Source organism: Streptomyces sp. NPDC048211 (assembly GCF_043202315.1).
Classification (GTDB): domain Bacteria; phylum Actinomycetota; class Actinomycetes; order Streptomycetales; family Streptomycetaceae; genus Streptomyces.
The window spans coordinates 835,005-854,132 of sequence record NZ_JBIDAD010000001.1; the positions used below are offsets into that span (position 1 = coordinate 835,005).

Below are 19,128 nucleotides of genomic sequence, written 5' to 3' on the forward strand. Positions count from 1 at the left end.
GCTGAAGGTCATGAGCGACACCCCGGACAGCGCCGTCCGTACGTACACCGAGCAGCACCGCGCCGCCTTCCTCGACGACCTCGCCGAGTGGCTGCGCATCCCCTCCGTATCCGCGCAGCCGGAGCACGACGGGGACGTACGGCGCAGTGCCGCGTGGCTGTCCGCCAAGCTGCGGGAGACCGGCTTCCCGGTCACGGAGATCTGGGAGACGGACGGCGCACCCGCCGTCTTCGCCGAATGGCCCTCCGACGATCCCGACGCCCCCACCGTCCTCGTGTACGGGCACCACGACGTGCAGCCCGCCGCCCGCGAGGACGGCTGGGACACCGATCCGTTCGAACCGGTGATCCGCGACGGCCGGATGTACGGGCGCGGCGCCGCCGACGACAAGGGGCAGGTGTTCTTCCACACGCTCGGCGTCCGGGCCCACCTCGCCACCACCGGCCGCACGGCCCCCGCCGTCCACCTCAAGCTCCTGGTCGAGGGCGAGGAGGAGTCCGGCTCCCCGCACTTCCGCGCCCTGGTCGAGCAGCGGGCCGAACGCCTCACCACCGATGCCGTGATCGTCTCCGACACCGGCATGTGGGACGAGAAGACCCCGACCGTCTGCACCGGCATGCGCGGCCTCGCCGAGTGCGAGATCGAGCTGCACGGGCCGGCGCAGGACATCCACTCCGGATCGTTCGGCGGCGCCGTCCCCAACCCCGCCACGGAGATCGCCCGACTCGTCGCGGCGCTCCACGACGCCGACGGCCGGGTCGCCGTCCCCGGTTTCTACGACGGCGTGGCCGAACTCACCGACACCGAACGCGCGCTCTTCGCCGAGCTGCCCTTCGACGAGGCCACCTGGCTGCGCACCGCCAAGTCCGGGGCCGCGTCCGGCGAGGCCGGCTACTCCACGCTGGAGCGGATCTGGGCCCGCCCCACCGCCGAGGTCAACGGCATCGGCGGCGGCTACCAGGGCGCCGGAAGCAAGACGATCATTCCGTCCTCCGCCCGAGTCAAGATCAGCTTCCGCCTGGTCGCCGGCCAGGACCCCGACCGCGTCCGCGAAGCCGTGCAGGCCTGGGCCGAGGACCGCATCCCGGCCGGAATCCGCCACCGGATCACCTTCCTCCCGGCCACCCGCCCCTGCCTGACGCCCCTGGACCACCCCGCGCTGCAGGCCGTGGCCCGCGCGATGGGACGGGCCTTCGGCCAGAAGATCCTCTTCACCCGCGAAGGAGGCTCGGGACCCGCCGCCGACCTGCAGGACGTGCTTGGCGCACCCGTCCTCTTCCTGGGCATCTCCGTCCCGTCCGACGGCTGGCACGCCCCCAACGAGAAGGTCGAACTCGACCTGCTGTTCAAGGGTGTGGAGACCACCGCCCACCTCTGGGGTGAACTGGCAGCCGCACTCCGCTGAATCCTCTGAACACCCGATCCATCCCGGGGGAGTAGGAAGCACCTGTGAGCACCTTCGACAACGCCACCACGGACCGGCCCATCGGTCTGACCGCGCCGAGCGGTATCGACCGCGCGGCGCACCACCGCCTCGACGAGGCATGGCTGTCCGCCGCGTGGAGCCACCCGACGACCCGTGTCTTCGTCGTCTCCGGCGGGCAGGTGCTGATCGACGACACCGCCGACGGCACCGAACTCGTGATGACTCCCGCCTTCGAGGCCCCGGTCACCGAGACCCACCGCTACTTCCTCGGCACCGATGACGACGGCGTCAGCTACTTCGCCCTCCAGAAGGACACGCTGCCGGGCCGCATGGACCAGTCGGCGCGCCCGGCGGGCCTGCGCGAGGCGGGCCTGCTCCTCGGCGCCCGCGACGCCGGCCTGATGGTGCACGCGGTCGCGCTGGAGAACTGGCAGCGGCTGCACCGCTTCTGCTCGCGCTGCGGCGAACGCACGGTCATCGCGGCGGCCGGCCACATCCGCCGCTGCCAGGCCTGCGGCGCCGAGCACTACCCGCGCACCGACCCGGCCGTCATCATGCTCGTCACCGACGACCAGGACCGCGCCCTGCTGGGCCGCCAGGTGCACTGGCCCGAGGGCCGGTTCTCCACGCTGGCCGGTTTCGTCGAGCCGGGCGAGTCGATCGAGCAGTCCGTGGCCCGCGAGGTGTTCGAGGAAGCGGGCATCACGGTCGGCGAGGTCGAGTACATCGCCAGCCAGCCCTGGCCCTTCCCCTCCAGCCTGATGCTCGGCTTCATGGCACGGGCCACGACGTTCGACATCAACGTCGACGGCGAGGAGATCGAGGAGGCCCGCTGGTTCTCCCGCGAGGAGCTGACGGCCGCCTTCGAGTCGGGCGAGATCCTGCCGCCGTTCGGCATCTCGATCGCGGCCCGCCTGATCGAGATCTGGTACGGCAAGCCGCTCCCGAGGCCGGTCCGGGCGAGCTGACCCGCCCGCGCGGGCGGGGCCGACGGCAGGGCCGCGCAGGTCGCACCCACTCTCACCCACCGGTTCACCGCGGAGGCACTTGCCGACGACGGCCGGGGCGTGCGGTTCGCCAATGAGCGCATCCGCCGTGTCGATCCGGCCGACCGGGCCGCCACCTGGCGGGCGTACAAGACCCTCGACGTGCGGGACCGCCTACGGGACTTCCCGGCACCGGTTCTGTTCGTCGCCGGAAGACCCGACGCCGCCGCGTTGTCCACGCTCGTCGCGCCGCCCACGATCTGTGACGGACACCGTGTGGTCCGGGCGGGGCCGGTCTCGGGCCTCCCGGGCGCGGCTGTTGCAGGCGCTCCGGGCAGGGCGGACTCAGGCGCTCCAGGGCACGTGTACGGCCGGCGCCCGCCCGGCCCCGCCCCACCTCATCGCAGTCGGCAACCAGTAGTCGTCCGCAGCCCGCAGCCGGTCCGCAGCCTTCAACCTGCAGCCCGCAGACCGTCCGCAGCCCGCAGCCGGTCCGCAGCCTTCAACCTGCAGCCCGCAGCCCGCAGACCGTCCACAGCCCGCGCGCCGTCCGCCTCCGCATACAGCACCGCCCCCTCCGATGCGGTCTTGTCCGGAGGGGGGGGGTGCTGTGCGGCGGGGTCAGGCGGTGAGGGCCTGCTTCACCTGGGCCAGGCTCGGGTTCGTCATGACGACGTTCTCACCGCCGGTGGAGGGCGTCACCAGAACCGTCGGAACCACCTGGTTTCCGCCATTCGCCTTCTCGACGAAGGCCGCCGACTCCGGGTCCTGCTCGATGTTGATCTCGGTGTACGCGATGCCCTCGCGGTCCATCTGGCCCTTGAGCCGACGGCAGTAGCCGCACCACGTGGTGCTGTACATCGTCACAGTGCCCGGCATGTCTTCGCGCTCCTCTGTCTCATCGGTCCCGGCAATCCCGCCACATCCCGTTCTGCGTCTCGTCCGTCACACGGCGAGACGGGGACATGGGTTGCCGCACGGAGGGACAACGCACGTGACCTGGCCACCATTCCCGGACCCGCCTCCGATTAGTACGACTGACGGGACGTCCCTGTGGACAACTTCCTCTTCCGCCCCTTCCGACCTGGCAGCATGGCGGGGTGACATCAGCAACGCACTCCAGCCTCTTCCCCCAGGTCCCCGACTCCGCCGACGCCGTCCTCGACGGGCTCGACCCCGAGCAGCGCGAGGTCGCCGTGGCCCTGCAGGGCCCGGTCTGCGTGCTGGCCGGAGCCGGTACGGGCAAGACGCGGGCCATCACGCACCGCATCGCCTACGGGGTGCGCGCGGGAATACTCCAGCCGTCGAGTGTGCTCGCTGTCACGTTCACCAACCGCGCGGCCGGCGAGATGCGCGGGCGCCTCCGCCAGCTCGGCGCGGGCGGGGTGCAGGCGCGGACCTTCCACTCCGCGGCGCTGCGCCAGCTCCAGTACTTCTGGCCGAAAGCAGTCGGTGGCGAGCTGCCGCGGCTGGTGGAGCGCAAGGTCCAGCTGGTCGCCGAGGCGGCGGCCCGCTGCCGCATCCGGCTCGACCGCAACGAGCTGCGCGATGTCACGAGCGAGATCGAGTGGGCCAAGGTCACCCAGACCGTGCCCGCCGACTATCCGGCCGTGGTCGCCAAGTCCCAGCGGGACGCCCCGCGCGATCCTGCCGAGATCTCCCAGGTCTACGCGATGTACGAGCAGCTGAAGCGCGACCGCACGGTGATCGACTTCGAGGACGTCCTGCTCCTCACCGTCGGCATCCTGCAGGACCGCCACGACATCGCCGACCACGTGCGCCGCCAGTACCAGCACTTCGTCGTCGACGAGTACCAGGACGTCAGCCCGCTCCAGCAGCGGCTGCTGGACCTCTGGCTCGGCGACCGGGACAACCTCTGCGTCGTCGGCGACGCCAGCCAGACGATCTACTCCTTCACCGGAGCCACCCCCGACCATCTGCTCAACTTCCGCACGCGCCACCCCGGGGCCACCGTGGTCAAGCTCGTCCGGGACTACCGCTCCACGCCCCAGGTCGTCCATCTGGCCAACGGGCTGCTCTCCCAGGCCCGCGGCCGGGCCGCCGACCACCGGCTCGAACTGGTCTCGCAGCGCGAGTCCGGCCCCGAACCCGCCTACCTGGAGTACGCGGACGAGCCCGCCGAGGCCGAGGGCACCGCCCGCCGTATCCGGGACCTGATCGCTGCCGGTGTCCCGGCCGGCGAGATCGCCGTGCTCTACCGGGTCAATTCCCAGTCCGAGGTCTACGAGCAGGCCCTCGCGGACGCGGGAGTGCCCTACCAGCTCAGGGGCGCGGAGCGGTTCTTCGAACGTCCGGAGGTACGCGAAGCGGGCGTCGCGCTGCGCGGCGCGGCCAGGGCGGGGGGCAACGACTCCCTGCTGGACGACGCGGAGGGGCTGCCCTCCGAAGTGCGGGCGGTGCTCTCCACCAAGGGCTGGAGCAGCGAGCCGCCCGCCGGATCAGGAGCGGTGCGCGACCGCTGGGAGTCCCTCGCCGCCCTCGTCAGGCTGGCCGAGGACTTCGAACAGGCGAGGCCGGGCGCGACCCTCTCCGACCTGGTCGCCGAGCTGGACGAGCGGGCGGCCGCCCAGCACGCCCCCACGGTCCAGGGCGTCACGCTGGCCTCGCTGCACTCGGCCAAGGGCCTGGAGTGGGACGCCGTGTTCCTGGTCGGGCTGACCGAAGGCATGATGCCGATCACCTACGCCAAGACGGACGAGCAGATCGAGGAGGAGCGCCGGCTGCTCTACGTCGGCGTCACCCGGGCCCGCTTCCACCTCTCCCTGTCGTGGTCCCTGGCGCGCTCACCCGGTGGCCGGGCGGGCCGCCGCCCGAGCCGGTTCCTGAACGGGATGCGTCCTGGTTCGACGGCGCTCGGCGGCCGGGCGACCGCCGGCGGCAGCGGCGGGATCGAGCGTCCGGCCGCGGTCCGGCGCAAGCGGCGCGGACCCGCACTCTGCCGGGTCTGCGGCAAGACCCTGACCGACGCCGGCGAGATGAAGCTGATGCGCTGCGACGACTGCCCGTCAGACATGGACGAGGCGCTGTACGAGCGGTTGCGCGACTGGCGCGCGGCGCGGGCGCAGGACATCGGCCAGCCCGCGTACTGCGTGTTCACCGACAAGACGCTGATGGCCATCGCCGAGGCAGTGCCCGCAAGCGAGGGCGAGTTGGCCGGGATCTCCGGGGTCGGCGCGCGGAAGTTGGGCCGGTTCGGCGCCGCCGTGCTGGACATCTGTGCAGGTGGGGACGGTGCCGAGGGGGCTGCGGAGGCCGACGGGGAGATGTGAGAAAAACTCGTCGAAAAAATAGTTTGCGCGCGCCCCAGTCATCACCATAGGTTCTTACCCACGGGAACAGCGACTTCTCTGAAGCCCTGATCCTGTGCTGTACTTATCCGAATACGTAGGACCGGTTCGGCCGGTCCGCCCGAGACGCCGAGAGGAGGCGATTGAAGTGATCAGCATCATCGAGACCAACAAAATGACCGATCTCTCGGTCGTCTCCGCCTGCTCGCTCGGCCTCGCCCGCTCTTCGGCTTCCTCGCTGCGTGGCACCGGTATGTCCGGCATTTCCGCCGTCAGCCCGCTGTCCCTGGCAAGCCTTCCCGTGCGGGAGCGTAATGAGCGACCGACCCAGGCACCGGCAGCAGCAGTAGCGAAGGGACAGGCCCAGGCCTATGCCTTTGCGGCCGTCGGTGCGGGAGCGGAAGCCGGAGCCAAGAAGCAGACGACGCACCACCACACGATGTGGGCCTTCCGTGGGCCTGAACCCTGGAGTGATCCAGCCTGATCGACGATCAGGCCGGCGCCTTCAGGGCCGCGGAACCCCACTCGGGATCCGCGGCCCTTTTGTTTTGTCCGAACGGACGAGACAGCGCGAAGGAGCCTCGGGACAAGCAAGACCTGGTACCAGCCGCCCCCCGGCCAACAGGCCGGAAACGACCAGACGAGGACACCACCACCGTGCAACTCGAAGCGCACGCCCCGTCCGTACCGCCTTCCGAAACGATCTCCCCGCCCGGCCTCACGGAGGACTCCACCTTGATCCCGCTCACTGCGCTCACCGCGCTCGACGACGCCATCGAGAACCTCGGCGTGCCCGTCCCCTGCCGTTCCTACGACCCCGAGGTCTTCTTCGCCGAGTCGCCGGCCGACGTCGAGTACGCCAAGTCCCTCTGCCGCACCTGTCCGCTCGTCGAGGCCTGCCTCGCCGGCGCCAAGGAGCGCCGCGAGCCGTGGGGTGTCTGGGGTGGCGAGCTCTTCATCCAGGGCGTCGTCGTCGCTCGCAAGCGTCCGCGTGGCCGTCCGCGCAAGAACCCGGTCGCGGCGTGACCGCCGACCTGGGGGTCACGGCCCCCAAGCCCATGAATCGCATCGGAACCATCGACCGTCCCCTGACCCACGACCCCCGAAACCAGGCACCAATGACCATCCCCACGAGGGAGCCCGTCGGCTCCGCGACACCGGACGTCACCATCATCGGCGCGAACGACTCGCGTCAGAACAGGACCCGCGAAATGCAACTCATCCCAGAAGCCCTGGCTCGTGCGCATATGCACGACCGCCTGCGGGAAGCCGACGCGCAACGTCAGGCCGTGCGCCTGATCAACGCGCGGCGGATGCAGCGCCGGGCCGAGCGCGCCTCGATGCGTGCCCGCCGTGCGCTGGCCATGGCGGTCATGCACTGACCTGAGCAGGAGCGCACACCGGCACTGTTTGCCGAGGGACAGCCGCTCTCTGCTCCCCAGCAAGCAGTACCCGCACCGCCAGTACCCCTACCGCGGGGCCGGTCCACTCGGACCGGCCCCGCGGTCGTTTGCGTTTCCGGGTGCTGTCCGCGGCCGAAAGCCCGGTCGTCGTTGCCGGTCGCCGGTCGCCGGTCGCCGGTCGCCGGGCGCTCGGCGGTGCGGTGGGCGGACCGTGTGACGGGCCGGTGCCGTGGGGCTGCGTGTTGCGGGCTGCGGGCTGCGCGTTGCGGGCTGCGGTGCGGGGGCGCACTGCCGCGACGAGCCGGAAGGCGACGGCGGAGTTATCGTCACGAGGTGGACGAGCAGACTCATCGCCCCGGAGCGGGCGGTTCCGAGGAAGTCGTATGCGCCCGGTGCGGCACCCGCTCCGGGAGCGATACCGCACCGCCGACCTGGCTCTGTTCCGTGGAGAACGGCAGTCGCCATTACTACTGTGACGACTGCGCGCGCACCCACATCAGGGCCATCGAGGGGCGCCTCGACTCCGCCTGGTGGTGACAGGCCGGGCCGCCCCGCCGCCTTCTTACCCCGTCGGGGCCCGCTACTTGGACTCCGGCGGGGTGGGGGCAGGTCTGCCCGCCGCGCTCCTACCCAGCCGCAGGCCCGCTACTTGGACTCCGCGCCGGCCGCGGCTGCGCCAGCCGTGGGCTCCGCCGCCTCGAACCCGGTCGGAGCATCCTCGGCCCACTCCTCCTCGGCCCAGTCCTCCTCGGCCTGCTCTTCCTCCGCCTGTCCTGCTTCGTCCTGTTCTTCTTCGTCCTGAAGCAGGAACCCCGGGAGCCAGGACTCCAGCTCCTCGCGCAGCCTGACCGTGGCGCCGAGCTGGCACAGCACCCCGATCGTGCTCAGCGTCACCCGGTGTATCAGCAGGTAGGCAGGCGGCAGATTCAGCTGCTTGCCCAGCTGATGAGCGGGAGAGCGCGGGTCCGCTATGCGGGCGGCCTGCTGACGCATCCAGGTCCGGCTGAAGGTGAACTCGTCCACCTCGGCCGGTTCGATGATCGGGAGGAGATAGTCGAGGACCGCGTCCGGTTCGAGGTCGATCGAGTCCTTCACGAACCCCTCCTCACGCAGCAGCTCGTACACGGAGGCCGCATCCCCCTGGAGCGTCAGCCGCAAGGAGTCCCCGATGGTCTGCGGCAGCCCTCCCGGCAGCCGGTCCACCGTGCCGAAGTCCAGTACCCCGAGGCGCCACCGAGCCGCACCGGAGTCCATGGCATCGTCCAGGTCGCCCTCGCCGTCCGTCGCGACGGAGGGGGCCGCGGGCAGCAGCCGGAAATTGCCCGGGTGCGGGTCCGCGTGCAGCAGTCCGGTGCGAGCGGGCCCGGAGAAAAGGAACCTGGCCAGCAGCTGCCCGGCCCGGTCCCGCTGTTCGGGAGTCCCGTCGGCGATCACATCGGCCAGCGGCACACCGTCGATCCACTCGGTGACCAGCACCTGGTCGGACTGGTGGACCACCCCGGGGACCACCACATCGGGATCGTCCGCGAACTCCTCGGCGTGCCTGCGCTGCGACTGCGCCTCCTGCTCGTAGTCCAGCTCCTCGGACACCCGGTCGCGCAGCTCCTTGATCAGCGGCTTGATGTCCATGCCGGGGATCAGCGGGCCGAGCAGCCTGGCGAACCGGCTGAGCTGTGTGAGATCCGAGAGCAGCGCCTCACCGGCGCCCGGATACTGCACCTTCACGGCCACCTTCCGGCCGTCGTGCCACACCGCCCGGTGTACCTGCCCGATCGAGGCGGCTGCCGAGGGCTTGTCCTCGAATTCCAGGAACAGCTCCCGCCACTCCTCGCCGAGCCGCTCCGCCAGTACCGCGTGGACCGTGGCGCTCGGCAGGGGAGGGGCGGCCTCCTGCAGTTTGGTCAGGGCCGCCCGGTAGGGACCTGCGACCTCTTCCGGCAGGGCGGACTCGAAGACCGACAGGGCCTGCCCCAGTTTCATGGCCCCGCCCTTCAGCTCGCCCAGCACCTTGAAGAGCTGATCGGCGGTGCGCTGCTGCACTTCGCGGGCGACCAGCTCCGCGGACTTCCCGCCGATGCGCTTGCCAAGGCCCCACGTGGCACGGCCGGCGAACCCCAAAGGCAGCGCGGCCAGCTTGGCGGTTCGGGTGACCGCCTTCCGGGGAAGATCAGACATATGCCCCTCCAAATCCCAGACTGCCGCGCTGCATGCGGCGGTTACCCGGCCATTGTGTCGTGCGCCGTGCCGGCCCCGGAGGTGCGCACCCCCTCAGTGTGCCCACCCGCTCCACAGGAACAGTCGATGTGCGCCCCGATCTGGTCGGACCGCCAGTCCAACAGCGGCAGTGCGGCCTCCCAGCGCGACCCGGTGCTGGCCGGCAGCTCGCCGTCGAGGAAGGCCAGCGCATGGGATGCCGCGAGCCCCGCCACCGCTGTCGCGAGTGCCAGGTCGCACGCCTGCACGGCGGTGCGGCGCCCGGACTGCCACTGAGCCAGCATCCGCGGCCACTGCGGGTCCCGGTCCCGCCGGTTCAGATCGAGGCAGCCCGCGCAGGCCGTGCCTCCCGGCAGCACCAGCGGGCCGACGAACCCGGTGGCCTCGATGACCCCTGCGTAGAGATGGGGTGTGCCCGATGTGATCCACGGTTCGGCGGTGCGTTGATCGGGAACGTAGCCGGAGAGGCCGTCGCGAGGGGCGACGACGATCAGGGACAGGCCGGGCTCGCCACCCGCACGCCCGGCCGGGGACTGCCCGGTGCGCGGCGCAGGACCGGGGGAGGAGCGGCGGACCAGCTGCCGCGCCGCCGAGTCCCGACGCTCGCCGACCGCAGCGGCCGGCAGGCCCGCGGGCGATACGTCGCACGGTTCGGCGCATCCGCCGTCCAGCACCTCGACGCGGCCCACCCCGGCCCCGGAGAGCACCGCCGCGATTGCCGCACCGACCCGGCCCGCTCCCCGTACCTGAACGCGCATGGAGCGTCGGGCCGCCAGCCGGCGCATCCCCCCTCCTGGCTCGGGATGGACGACGGAGAGTGACGCCAGGTCGGGTCGATGGCGCTCCAGGACGTCCGTCCGGTTCCGTAACGCATCGGCTTCCGGGCCGCCCGCCCGCACGTCGTCGATGAGTCCGGCATCCATCAACCGCGCCACGAGCGTGTCCACTTGATGATTGTTCAGGTCCAGGGTCCTGGCTACTTCGCGCAGCAGAGGCATCCCGCGCGTCCCGTCGAGCAGGTCCAGGAAACAGCCGGTCGCGATATCCATCGGGCCGACTTTGACGGCGTGCGCAGGTGTCACGCCGAATTGCACGGTGCCAGTGCCACGCCATGCGCGGCGCAGTGCGGGCTTCAACATCGGATGCACGGCTTCCTCCGGTCTGTGTGGCTCTGTCGCTGAGTGGCTGCGTGAGATCCATTGCCAGAATGAGGCGAGCCGCGGAACCGTGCGAAAAGTTATCCACAGGCGGGGGTATTAGTCGTTCAAATGGTGCATGCCATGGGGTGGATCATGTGTGAACCGTGCCGGAGGCGGGACTTCCCCCACTGACAGCGGGTAACGTCGTGGCGTGCCCGCCGACTCGTCACCCGGCTTCGCCGGGGAGACTTCCGCGCGCGGCGCCGGAACCCGCCGGCGCAGTGCGGCTGATCATCCGACCCGTGTCTCGGCGACGAGCGCGGTGGAGGTCCGCAGGAGCGCCCGCCGCAGCAGAACGGTCTCCGCGTACCGCGAGGGCGACCGCACGATCGTGCTGATTCCGGCCCGGATGTCCGAGGCCGAGGAGCAGCGCTGGGTGAGCGTGATGCTCGACAAGCTCGCCGCTCAGGAGAACAAGCGGATCCTCGGCGACAGCGAGCTCGCCGAGCGGGCGGAGCGCCTGTCCGCCCAGTACCTCGACAGCCGGGCCCGGCCCGTCTCGGTGCGTTGGGTGACCAACCAGAACACCCGTTGGGGGTCGTGTACCCCGGCCGAGGGCAGCATCCGGCTCTCGCACCGGCTGCAGGGCATGCCGGAATACGTCGTCGACTACGTGCTCCTCCACGAGCTGGCCCACCTTCTGGTGCCCGGACACGGGCCGCGGTTCTGGCGGCTCCTCGATGCCTACCCCCGTACCGAGCGGGCTCGCGGCTATCTCGAAGGGGTGGTGGCCGCCGACCGGCTGCCCCACCTGCCCGCCGCGCGCGGCGAGTGACGTTCGCCCGCCGCGCGCGGCGAGTGACGTTCGCGATTTTGTACCGGGTCTGTACCGGCTTGGCCCAATGCCGGACTTTGCGGTTAGCCTGACGCGACGCATTCACCTTCCGGATGGGGGACGGTCGTTACGCATGGCCAGGGAATTCCAACGCGGCCACAAGGCCAAGATCAGCGATCTCACGCCGGGGACGGACCTGTACGTAGGTGTGCAGATCGCCGGCCCGGGGCTGACCTTTGACATCAGTTGCTTCGGCCTCGATGTCAATGAGCAGCTCTCCGACGACCGTTATTTCATCTTCTTCAATCAGCCGAAATCGCCCGAGGAGTCCATTCAGCTCCTCGGCGCGCAGGCAGGTGACACGGAGTCCTTCCGCGTCACGCTCGACCGCATTCCGGCGAACATCCACAAGCTTTCCTTCACCGCGACGCTGGACGGCGCCGGACAGATGTCCCAGGTCGGTCCCGGGTACATCCGGATCGTCGCGGGCGGCGAAGAGGTCGTCAGGTACGCCTTCACGGGCTCGGAGTTCACCACCGAGCGCGCGGTGATGCTGGGTGACTTCTACCTCAAGGACGTATGGCGGTTCGCCGCCGTCGGCCAGGGCTTCGACGGCGGGCTCGACGCGCTGCTGAAGAACTTCGGCGGCGAGGTCGCCGAGGAGGCCCCGGCCGCTCCGCAGCCCCAGGCCGCGGCCCCGTCGTTCGCTCCGCCGGCCCAGGCTGCGGCGCCGCCGTCGTTCGGAGCCCCGGCCGCGCCGCAGGCCCCGCAGCCCGCGCCTTCCTTCGGCGCACCGGCTGCCCAGGCACCGGCCCCCACTCCGCAGCATCAGCAGATCCATGCCGCGCCGACCATAGCGGCGCCACTGGCTCCGCAGGGTGGCGTCGTTCCGCCGCCGCCCGCGCCCGCTCCGTACGGGCAGCCGGTGCAGCCGCCCCAGCAGCCGCAGTTCGGTCAGGTCCCGGCACAGGCGCCCGCTCCCTTCGGACAGCCGGCCCCCGCGCCGTACGGGCAGCCGGCCCCGAATCCGTTCGGGCAGCAGCCGCCCGGAATGCCCCAAGGTGTGCCGCAGGGTGCGCCGCAGGCCGGAGCCGGTCTGCTGGCCGCGCTCCAGCCGTACAAGGAGACGGCCACCGGACAGCGCTGGACCCCGCAGAACCAGCAGCTCATGCGCGTCGACCTCACCATGGGCGGAGCGGGAGTGCTGGCCCGGCAGGGCAGCATGGTGATGTACCAGGGCAAGGTCGACTTCGGCTACAAGGGCGCGGGCTTCGCGGGCCGGATGGTCGGCAACGCCACCGGTCAGGAAATGCAGCTGATGCGCTGTACCGGCCGGGGGCAGGTCTTCCTCGCCGAGGACGGTTCCCATCTGCACGCCATCGAGCTCCAGGGCGACGGCATCTGCGTCTCGGCGGAGAGCGTCCTCGCCTTCGACGAGTCGCTCCAGTACGAGGTCCGCAGGATCGAGGGCCACGGCATTCCCGGCGGCGCCCTGTTCACCATGCAGTTCCAGGGCACCGGCACCATCGTCGTCAAGACGCACGGTGTCCCCGTCGTCCTGCCGGTCACCCCGACCACCTTCGCCGACTGCAACGCCGTCGTGGCGTGGTCGGCCGCGTCCCAGGTGATCATCTCCAGCCAGGTCCGGCTGCGCCGCAACGCGTACCCCGGGCACAGCGGAGAGACCGTGAACCTCCAGTTCCGGGGAGCCCCCGGCAACTTCATCGTCGTCCAGCCCTACGAGGTCTGAGGGAGCCCGTCATGAATCAGCAACTCGCGGGCTACGCCCCGACCCCCGTCACGGCCCGGATGGAGAACCACGGCCATTCGATGCTGAAGGTCGCCATGGCGACCGGCCAGGACCTGTACGCGCGCACCGGCTCGATGGTGGCGTACGAGGGCTTCATCCAGTACGAGCCCAACCCGCCGGCCGTCCGTCAGATGGCCTCGCAGTGGATCACCGGCGAGGGCGCGCCCCTGATGAAGTGCGCCGGCGACGGGCTGCTCTACCTCGCCGACTACGGCGCCGATGTGGTCGTCATCAATCTCAACAACGACTCCCTCTCGGTCAACGGCACCAACGTCCTCGCCTTCGACAGCCACCTCACCTGGGGCGTCGAAAGGGTCAAGGGACTGGCCAAGTTCGCCGGCCAGGGCCTGTGGAACGTCTGCATCTCCGGCACCGGCTGGGTCGCGATCACCTCGCGCGGTACGCCGATCGTCGTCGACTGCGGACGCGGCGAGGACGAGACGTACGTCGACCCGGACGCCCTCGTCGCGTGGTCCCCGAACCTCAAGGTGAAGGGCAAGCGCAGCTTCAAGGCATCCTCGCTCATCGGGCGGGGCAGCGGCGAGGCGTTCCAGATGGCCTTCTCCGGCCAGGGGATCGTCGTCGTCCAGCCGAGCGAGGACAGTACCGACCGCCTGCGCGTCCGGGCCTGACGGGGAGGGAGAACACACCATGCAGAGTCCGCTTTTCAGTTACACGGAACAGCAGTCCCAGGAGCGCTACACGGTCCAGAACCCGCAGCTCCTGCGGGTTTCGCTGACCGGGCACGACGATGTCCTCGCCCGCAAGGGGGCCATGGTCGCGTACCAGGGGCTGATGGAGTTCGACGGCGAGTACCAGTCGCACGGACAGCGCCGCGCCCGCGCCACCACCGGTGAGGGCCTCGACCTGATGCGCTGCTCCGGGCAGGGCACGGTCTACCTCGCCAACCTCGCCCAGTACGTCCACGTGGTGGACGTCGACCGCGACGGCCTGACGGTGGACAGCTCCTATGTACTGGCGCTCGACTCGTCCCTCCACACCGAGGTCATCGCGGTGGACAGCCAGTACGGCATCTCGGGCACCGGCAAGTACCAGCTCAACATCTCCGGCACCGGCAAGGTCGCGCTGATGACCTCCGGCCAGCCGCTGATGATGCAGGTCACGCCCGACAAGTACGTCAACGCCGACGCCGACGCGATCGTCGCCTGGTCCAGCTCCCTGCGGGTGCAGATGCAGGCCCAGACGCACTCCTCGGGCGTCTTCCGCCGCCGCGGCAACACGGGCGAGGGATGGGAGCTGAGCTTCCTCGGCCAGGGCTTCGCCCTGGTGCAGCCGAGCGAGGTGCTGCCGCCGCAGAGCGCCCAGATCGGCCAGGGCCTGGGTGCCCAGTACGGCATGGGCCAGCACGGGTCCCACGCCCAGAACCAGAACAACGCCTGGAACTGAGCAGCGCCCGTGGCCGGGCAGTGCCCGGAACCGGGCAGTGCGCCGCCGCCCCTGTGTACGAGGGGTGAGAGGGGCGCGACGCGCACGACGTAAGGGGCGGCCTCCTGAGAGGCCGCCCCTTACTCGTTCACCCGCGCCGTCGCGCTTCCTACGCTCGCCCGCCGTCCAGGGCAGCGCGCGTACGTTCCATCAGACGGACCACAGAGGAGTCGGCGACCCCGGCGACCTCGTCGTAGGCGAACCAGCGCAGATCGAGCGATTCCTCGCTGATCCGCTCCGCCGAGCCCGACGGCGCCAGCGCCGCGTACTGGACGTCCAGGTGCCAGTGGCACGGCGCGGGAATCGGATGGCGGTCCAGGACCACCGGGCCGCCCGGCAGCAGGGTCAGGCCGGCGATGCCGGACTCCTCCGTCGCCTCACGCAGCGCGGCCGCGGCCAGCGTGGCGTCCCCGGGTTCGCAGTGGCCACCCATCTGCAGCCACATCCGCAGCTTCCGGTGCAGCGTGAGCAGCACCTTTCCGCGCTCCGGGTCGATGACCAGGGCGCTGGCCGTCAGATGTCCGGCCTCGCAGGCCTTCCACATGCCGTCGGGGTGCAGCGCCAAGTGGTCCAGGTAGGCGCGCCGCAGTTCATCCTGTGCGGTGTCCGCCCCGCTCCCACCGGCCGGGTAGTCCTTCAGGACGAGAACGGCGTCGTCGTACAGGCTCACTTGTCGCCGTCGTCCTTGCTGTCGCCGTCCTCGGTCCCGTCACCCTTGGAGCCTTCGGCGGCGTCCGTGCCGGGGGAGGGCTTCTGCGGCCCCTTCGCCGCCTCGCCGAGCATCTTGTCCAGCTCGGAGAAGTCCAGCTGCTCGTGGTGGACGAAACCGTCCGGATCGTCCAGGTCATGGGCGGTGGGCAGCATGTCGGGGTGCTCCCACAGGGCGTCGCGCCCGTCGAGACCCCGCGCGTCCGTGAGCGACGCCCACAGCCGCGAGGCGTCGCGCAGTCGCCGCGGACGCAGCTGGAGACCGATCAGCGTGGCGAACGTCTGCTCGGCCGGCCCACCGGAGGCGCGGCGCCTGCGCATCGTCTCGCGCAGCGCGTCGGCGGAGGTCAGCCGGGACTTCGCGGCCTCGTGCACGACGGCGTCCACCCAGCCCTCGACCAGCGCGAGCGCCGTCTCCAGACGGGCCAGGGCGGCCTTCTGCTCCGGCGTGTCCTCCGGCTGGAACATGCCCTGCTGAAGGGCGTCCTGCAGCTGCTCCGGGTTCGACGGGTCGAACTGCCCGACCACGTCCTCCAGCTTGCTGGTGTCGACCTTGATGCCGCGCGCGTAGCCCTCGACCGCGCCGAAAAGATGCGAGCGAAGCCACGGCACATGGGCGAAGAGCCGCTGGTGAGCGGACTCGCGCAGGGCCAGGTACAGCCGCACCTCGTCCTGCGGCACGCTCAGGTCCTTGCCGAACCGCTCGACGTTCAGCGGAAGCAGCGCGGCCTTGCCGGCCGGTCCGAGCGGCAGCCCGATGTCGGTGGAACCGACCACCTCACCGGCCAGCACGCCGACGGCCTGCCCGATCTGCTGGCCGAACATCGCACCGCCCATCGACCGCATCATGCCGATCAGCGGGCCCGCCATCGCCTGCATCTCCTCGGGCAGCACATCGCCCATGGCGAGGCCGACACGCTCGGCCACCGGGTCGACGAGCTTCTGCCAGGCGGGAAGGGAAGCCTCGACCCACTCGGCGCGGCTCCACGCCACGGTCGAGACGGAGCCCGAGGGCAGGGATGTCACGCCGTCCAGCCACAGATCCGCCAGGCGCAGCGCCTCGTCGACCGCCGAACGCTCGGACGGGCCCACGCTCGCGTCCTTGGTGCCGTCCGGGGTGCCCTGCGAGACCGTCTGGCGGGCGATCTGCTTGGCCATGTCCCAGTTCACGGGACCGCCCTCGTAGCTCAGCATCTGACCGAGCTGCTGGAAGGCGGCGCCCAGATCGTTCGGGTTCATGGAGCCGAACATGGCGGCGAAGGGGTTGTCACCGCCCGCACCGGGGCCGAAGCCGAACGGGTTCGCCGGACCGCCCGAACCCTGCCCACCTCCGGTGGGGTCGTTCTTCTTGCCCTTGTCGCCGTCGTCCGGCTCCTCCGGCGGAAGGCCGAATCCGAATGGGGTGTCACTCACGGGTTTCCTCGGCTCGTAGGGCCGCCGGCTCGAACCGACGGCGACTGCCCGACATCACCATCCAGCGTAGACACCAAGTCCGCTCGGGGCCTCAGTGCTACGCCTGCTCCCGGCCTGCGGCAGGATGGACGCCACCTGGTACGTACGCGTCATTCGGGTACGTACTGAAGACAACCGCTGGAGACGCCCGGTGAGTTCCCCAGATCCTCAGGTTCGCGCAGCGCGAAACCTGGCCGACCGTTCGCCCGAGAACACGACCGAGAACAAGTCCGTCCGCAGCCGCTCCAGAAGCCGCGGCCCCGTCGTGGCCGTCACCGGAGCCGCGACGGGTGTCGGTGAGCTGCTCACCGCACGTCTGGCGGCCTCCGAGGAGATCAAGCAGGTCATCGCCATCGACGAGCGTCGCGGAGAGGCCTCCGAGGCGACGTGGCACATCCTCGACGTGCGCGATCCGGCCATCGCGGAGAAGCTGCGCGGCGCCGATGTGGTGGTGCACCTGGCGCTCGATCTCGACCTGGAGACCGATCCCGCCGCCCGTACCGCGTACAACGTGCGCGGCACCCAGACCGTGCTGACCGCGGCCGCGGCCGTCGGTGTCCACCGCGTGGTCCTGTGCACCTCGGCGATGGTCTACGGCGCGCTGCCCGACAACGACGTCCCGCTCGCCGAGGACGCCGAGCTCCGCGCCACGGCCGAGGCGACCGGCGTCGGCGACCTGCTGGAGATCGAACGGCTCGGCCGCCGCGCGCCGCGCGCCCACCCCGGACTCCACGTCACCGTGGTCCGTCCCACCGTGCTGGTCGGCGGTACGGACACGGCACTGACCCGCTACTTCGAGTCGCCGCGCCTCCTGGTCGTCGCCGGATCGCGCCCCACCTGGCAGTTCTGCCACGTCGACGACCTGGTCACGGCGCTGGAGTACGCCGCGCTGGAGAAGATCGACGGGGAGTTCGCGGTCGGCTGCGACGGCTGGCTGGAGCAGGCGGAGGTCGAGGAGCTCAGTGGTGTCCGCCGGATGGAGCTGCCCTCCGCCGTGGCGCTCGGCGCGGCGGCCCGGCTGCACCGGATCGGCCTGACCCCGTCGCCGGCGGGCGACCTGGCGTACACGATGCATCCCTGGGTGGTGAGCGTGAGCCGGCTGCACGATGTGGGGTGGCGTCCGAGCTGGACCAACGAGGAGGTGCTCGCGGCACTCCTCGAAGAGGTGGAGGGGCGCCACACCGTCGCCGGCCGTCGGCTCGGCCGCAAGGACGCGACCGCGGCCGGGGCCGCCGGTGCGACCGTGGCACTGCTCGGCACCGCGGCCCTGGTACGCCGGGCGCGCAAGGCCCGCCGCCGCTTCTAGGCCGGACGCCCCACGGCAGGCGGCAGTCCGACGACGGGTGGCAGGGCCGGACGGCCCCGGGCCCGCCCTGTGGGCGCCCCCTGTGCGGTGACGGCGGTGACCGCGGTGCCTGCGGCTGTAGGAGGCTCCAAGGCGCCCGGCGGCCCGCCGGGTGAAAGCCGTATTCCGCGACGGCGCGGCGGTACGGCACGATGGTTGCCATGGCACCCACGTATGACCACCCCGGCGAGCAGGCAGCACAGGACCCCATCCGGCTGCTGGAGATCCGCGACACACCGTTGTCCGTGGACGAGGTCTTCCGTGCCGTCGGCGACGAAGCTGCGGGCGGCACCGCGCTCTTCGTCGGCACCGTGCGCAACCACGACGGCGGACAGGACGTCGGGGCGCTGGGCTACTCGTGCCACCCCTCGGCGCAGGACGAGATGCGCCGGGTGGCGGAGAAGGTCGTCGCCGGGTTCCCGGTCCGGGCCCTGGCCGCCATCCACCGGGTGGGTGAACTGGAGGTGGGCGATATCGCGGTGGTCGTGGCCGTCTCCTGCCCGCACCGCGCAGAGGCCTTCGAGGCCTGCCGCAAGCTCATCGACGACCTCAAGCACGAGGTTCCGATCTGGAAGCACCAGCGCTTCTCCGACGGCACGGAGGAGTGGGTCGGCGCCTGCTGAGCGCAAACCGTGCAGACGGTCATCCACCCCGATTTGCGTAACCACACCCCTGCCATGAGCGTTGGTTCTGCAGATGGTTAATCTGCTGATCATTCGGTTGCGGTTGCTCATGAGGCAGGGAGGTCGTCATGGCAGCACTCGCCTGGTTGTTGATTCCGCTTTTCGCTGCGTTCGGTGCCGCGATATGGGGAAGCTGGGCTGCCCGTAATCGCACGACCGGCGACGTCACCGAGCTCGCCGGCTACGCCCGGTTCCGGGAGGCGATGGAGCGTTCGCACTCCGCTTCCGAGCCGGTCGAGCAGATATCGAACGTCTGACACCACGGCGGTCGTACGCAGACGCCAACCCGCCGTCCGCGGCCTTCGCCCCAGCCGTCCGGTGCTTCTGCCGCACCCGGTCACGGCCCACGTACGGACCGGCCCCGGCGGTGCAC

At 70.8% G+C, this 19,128-nt stretch carries 19 protein-coding genes; 14 read left to right on the forward strand and 5 right to left on the reverse strand.

Annotation, left to right across the window (positions count from 1 at the left end):
- Positions 1-10 precede the first annotated feature (10 nt).
- Positions 11-1,405: a dipeptidase gene (locus ACGFZA_RS03850; RefSeq protein ID WP_393676936.1), complete on the forward strand. Its 1,395-nt coding sequence runs from the start codon at positions 11-13 to the stop codon at positions 1,403-1,405.
- Positions 1,406-1,449: 44 nt separating this feature from the next.
- Entirely contained in the window at positions 1,450-2,394 is a 945-nt protein-coding gene (gene nudC / locus ACGFZA_RS03855) for an NAD(+) diphosphatase (protein WP_385275416.1), read from the forward strand.
- Positions 2,395-3,033: 639 nt separating this feature from the next.
- On the opposite strand, the gene ACGFZA_RS03860 is transcribed toward nudC, so the two are convergent.
- Positions 3,034-3,291, reverse strand: a complete 258-nt coding sequence (locus ACGFZA_RS03860) for a glutaredoxin domain-containing protein (RefSeq protein WP_326738609.1) — start codon at positions 3,289-3,291, stop codon at positions 3,034-3,036.
- Positions 3,292-3,512: 221 nt separating this feature from the next.
- Between ACGFZA_RS03860 and ACGFZA_RS03865 the strand changes: the two genes are divergently transcribed.
- The 5 genes from ACGFZA_RS03865 to ACGFZA_RS03885 all read left to right on the forward strand — a co-directional run bounded on the left by ACGFZA_RS03865 (position 3,513) and on the right by ACGFZA_RS03885 (position 7,660).
- A complete protein-coding gene (locus tag ACGFZA_RS03865; RefSeq protein WP_385275413.1) occupies positions 3,513-5,702 on the forward strand; it encodes an ATP-dependent DNA helicase UvrD2 in 2,190 nt (729 codons plus the stop codon).
- 166 nt (positions 5,703-5,868) lie between these two features.
- Positions 5,869-6,204, forward strand: coding sequence for a hypothetical protein (locus ACGFZA_RS03870; RefSeq protein ID WP_385275410.1), 336 nt, complete (start codon positions 5,869-5,871; stop codon positions 6,202-6,204).
- Positions 6,205-6,377: 173 nt separating this feature from the next.
- Complete coding sequence (locus ACGFZA_RS03875) at positions 6,378-6,746, forward strand: WhiB family transcriptional regulator (RefSeq protein WP_326738612.1); 369 nt, start codon at positions 6,378-6,380, stop codon at positions 6,744-6,746.
- 32 nt (positions 6,747-6,778) lie between these two features.
- Positions 6,779-7,102, forward strand: coding sequence for a hypothetical protein (locus ACGFZA_RS03880; RefSeq protein WP_385275797.1), 324 nt, complete (start codon positions 6,779-6,781; stop codon positions 7,100-7,102).
- Positions 7,103-7,456: 354 nt separating this feature from the next.
- Positions 7,457-7,660 carry a hypothetical protein gene (locus tag ACGFZA_RS03885; RefSeq protein WP_385275406.1) on the forward strand — a complete coding sequence of 68 codons (204 nt, stop codon included), beginning with the start codon at positions 7,457-7,459 and terminating at the stop codon, positions 7,658-7,660.
- A 108-nt stretch (positions 7,661-7,768) separates the two neighbouring features.
- Here ACGFZA_RS03885 and ACGFZA_RS03890 read toward each other — a convergent pair whose 3' ends face one another.
- A complete protein-coding gene (locus ACGFZA_RS03890) occupies positions 7,769-9,298 on the reverse strand; it encodes an ABC1 kinase family protein (protein ID WP_393676941.1) in 1,530 nt (509 codons plus the stop codon).
- 41 nt (positions 9,299-9,339) lie between these two features.
- Entirely contained in the window at positions 9,340-10,485 is a 1,146-nt protein-coding gene (locus ACGFZA_RS03895; protein ID WP_393676943.1) for a ThiF family adenylyltransferase, read from the reverse strand.
- A gap of 202 nt (positions 10,486-10,687) precedes the next feature.
- Between ACGFZA_RS03895 and ACGFZA_RS03900 the strand changes: the two genes are divergently transcribed.
- The 4 genes from ACGFZA_RS03900 to ACGFZA_RS03915 all read left to right on the forward strand — a co-directional run bounded on the left by ACGFZA_RS03900 (position 10,688) and on the right by ACGFZA_RS03915 (position 14,528).
- Positions 10,688-11,311 carry a M48 family metallopeptidase gene (locus tag ACGFZA_RS03900; RefSeq protein WP_385275397.1) on the forward strand — a complete coding sequence of 208 codons (624 nt, stop codon included), beginning with the start codon at positions 10,688-10,690 and terminating at the stop codon, positions 11,309-11,311.
- Positions 11,312-11,444: 133 nt separating this feature from the next.
- On the forward strand, positions 11,445-13,061 hold the full coding sequence (locus tag ACGFZA_RS03905; RefSeq protein ID WP_385275394.1) for a TerD family protein: 1,617 nt from the start codon (positions 11,445-11,447) through the stop codon (positions 13,059-13,061).
- An 11-nt stretch (positions 13,062-13,072) separates the two neighbouring features.
- Positions 13,073-13,753, forward strand: coding sequence for an AIM24 family protein (locus tag ACGFZA_RS03910; RefSeq protein WP_385275392.1), 681 nt, complete (start codon positions 13,073-13,075; stop codon positions 13,751-13,753).
- A 19-nt stretch (positions 13,754-13,772) separates the two neighbouring features.
- Positions 13,773-14,528 (forward strand): AIM24 family protein, encoded by a 756-nt coding sequence (locus tag ACGFZA_RS03915; protein ID WP_385275389.1) that lies wholly within the window; start codon positions 13,773-13,775, stop codon positions 14,526-14,528.
- 148 nt (positions 14,529-14,676) lie between these two features.
- On the opposite strand, the gene ACGFZA_RS03920 is transcribed toward ACGFZA_RS03915, so the two are convergent.
- Both ACGFZA_RS03920 and ACGFZA_RS03925 read right to left on the reverse strand, forming a co-directional pair.
- Entirely contained in the window at positions 14,677-15,237 is a 561-nt protein-coding gene (locus tag ACGFZA_RS03920; RefSeq protein ID WP_393676947.1) for an NUDIX hydrolase, read from the reverse strand.
- Positions 15,234-16,688: a zinc-dependent metalloprotease gene (locus tag ACGFZA_RS03925; RefSeq protein ID WP_393676949.1), complete on the reverse strand. Its 1,455-nt coding sequence runs from the start codon at positions 16,686-16,688 to the stop codon at positions 15,234-15,236. Before ACGFZA_RS03925 ends, ACGFZA_RS03920 begins: the two co-directional genes overlap by 4 nt.
- A 190-nt stretch (positions 16,689-16,878) precedes the next feature.
- Here ACGFZA_RS03925 and ACGFZA_RS03930 point away from each other — a divergent pair, with 190 nt between their 5' ends.
- From ACGFZA_RS03930 to ACGFZA_RS03940, 3 genes are all read left to right on the forward strand, one after another.
- Positions 16,879-18,033, forward strand: coding sequence for an SDR family oxidoreductase (locus tag ACGFZA_RS03930; RefSeq protein ID WP_385275382.1), 1,155 nt, complete (start codon positions 16,879-16,881; stop codon positions 18,031-18,033).
- Between the two features lie 200 nt (positions 18,034-18,233).
- Positions 18,234-18,695, forward strand: a complete 462-nt coding sequence (locus ACGFZA_RS03935; RefSeq protein ID WP_385275379.1) for a molybdenum cofactor biosynthesis protein MoaE — start codon at positions 18,234-18,236, stop codon at positions 18,693-18,695.
- 128 nt (positions 18,696-18,823) lie between these two features.
- Entirely contained in the window at positions 18,824-19,012 is a 189-nt protein-coding gene (locus ACGFZA_RS03940; protein WP_328950384.1) for a hypothetical protein, read from the forward strand.
- Positions 19,013-19,128 lie beyond the last annotated feature (116 nt).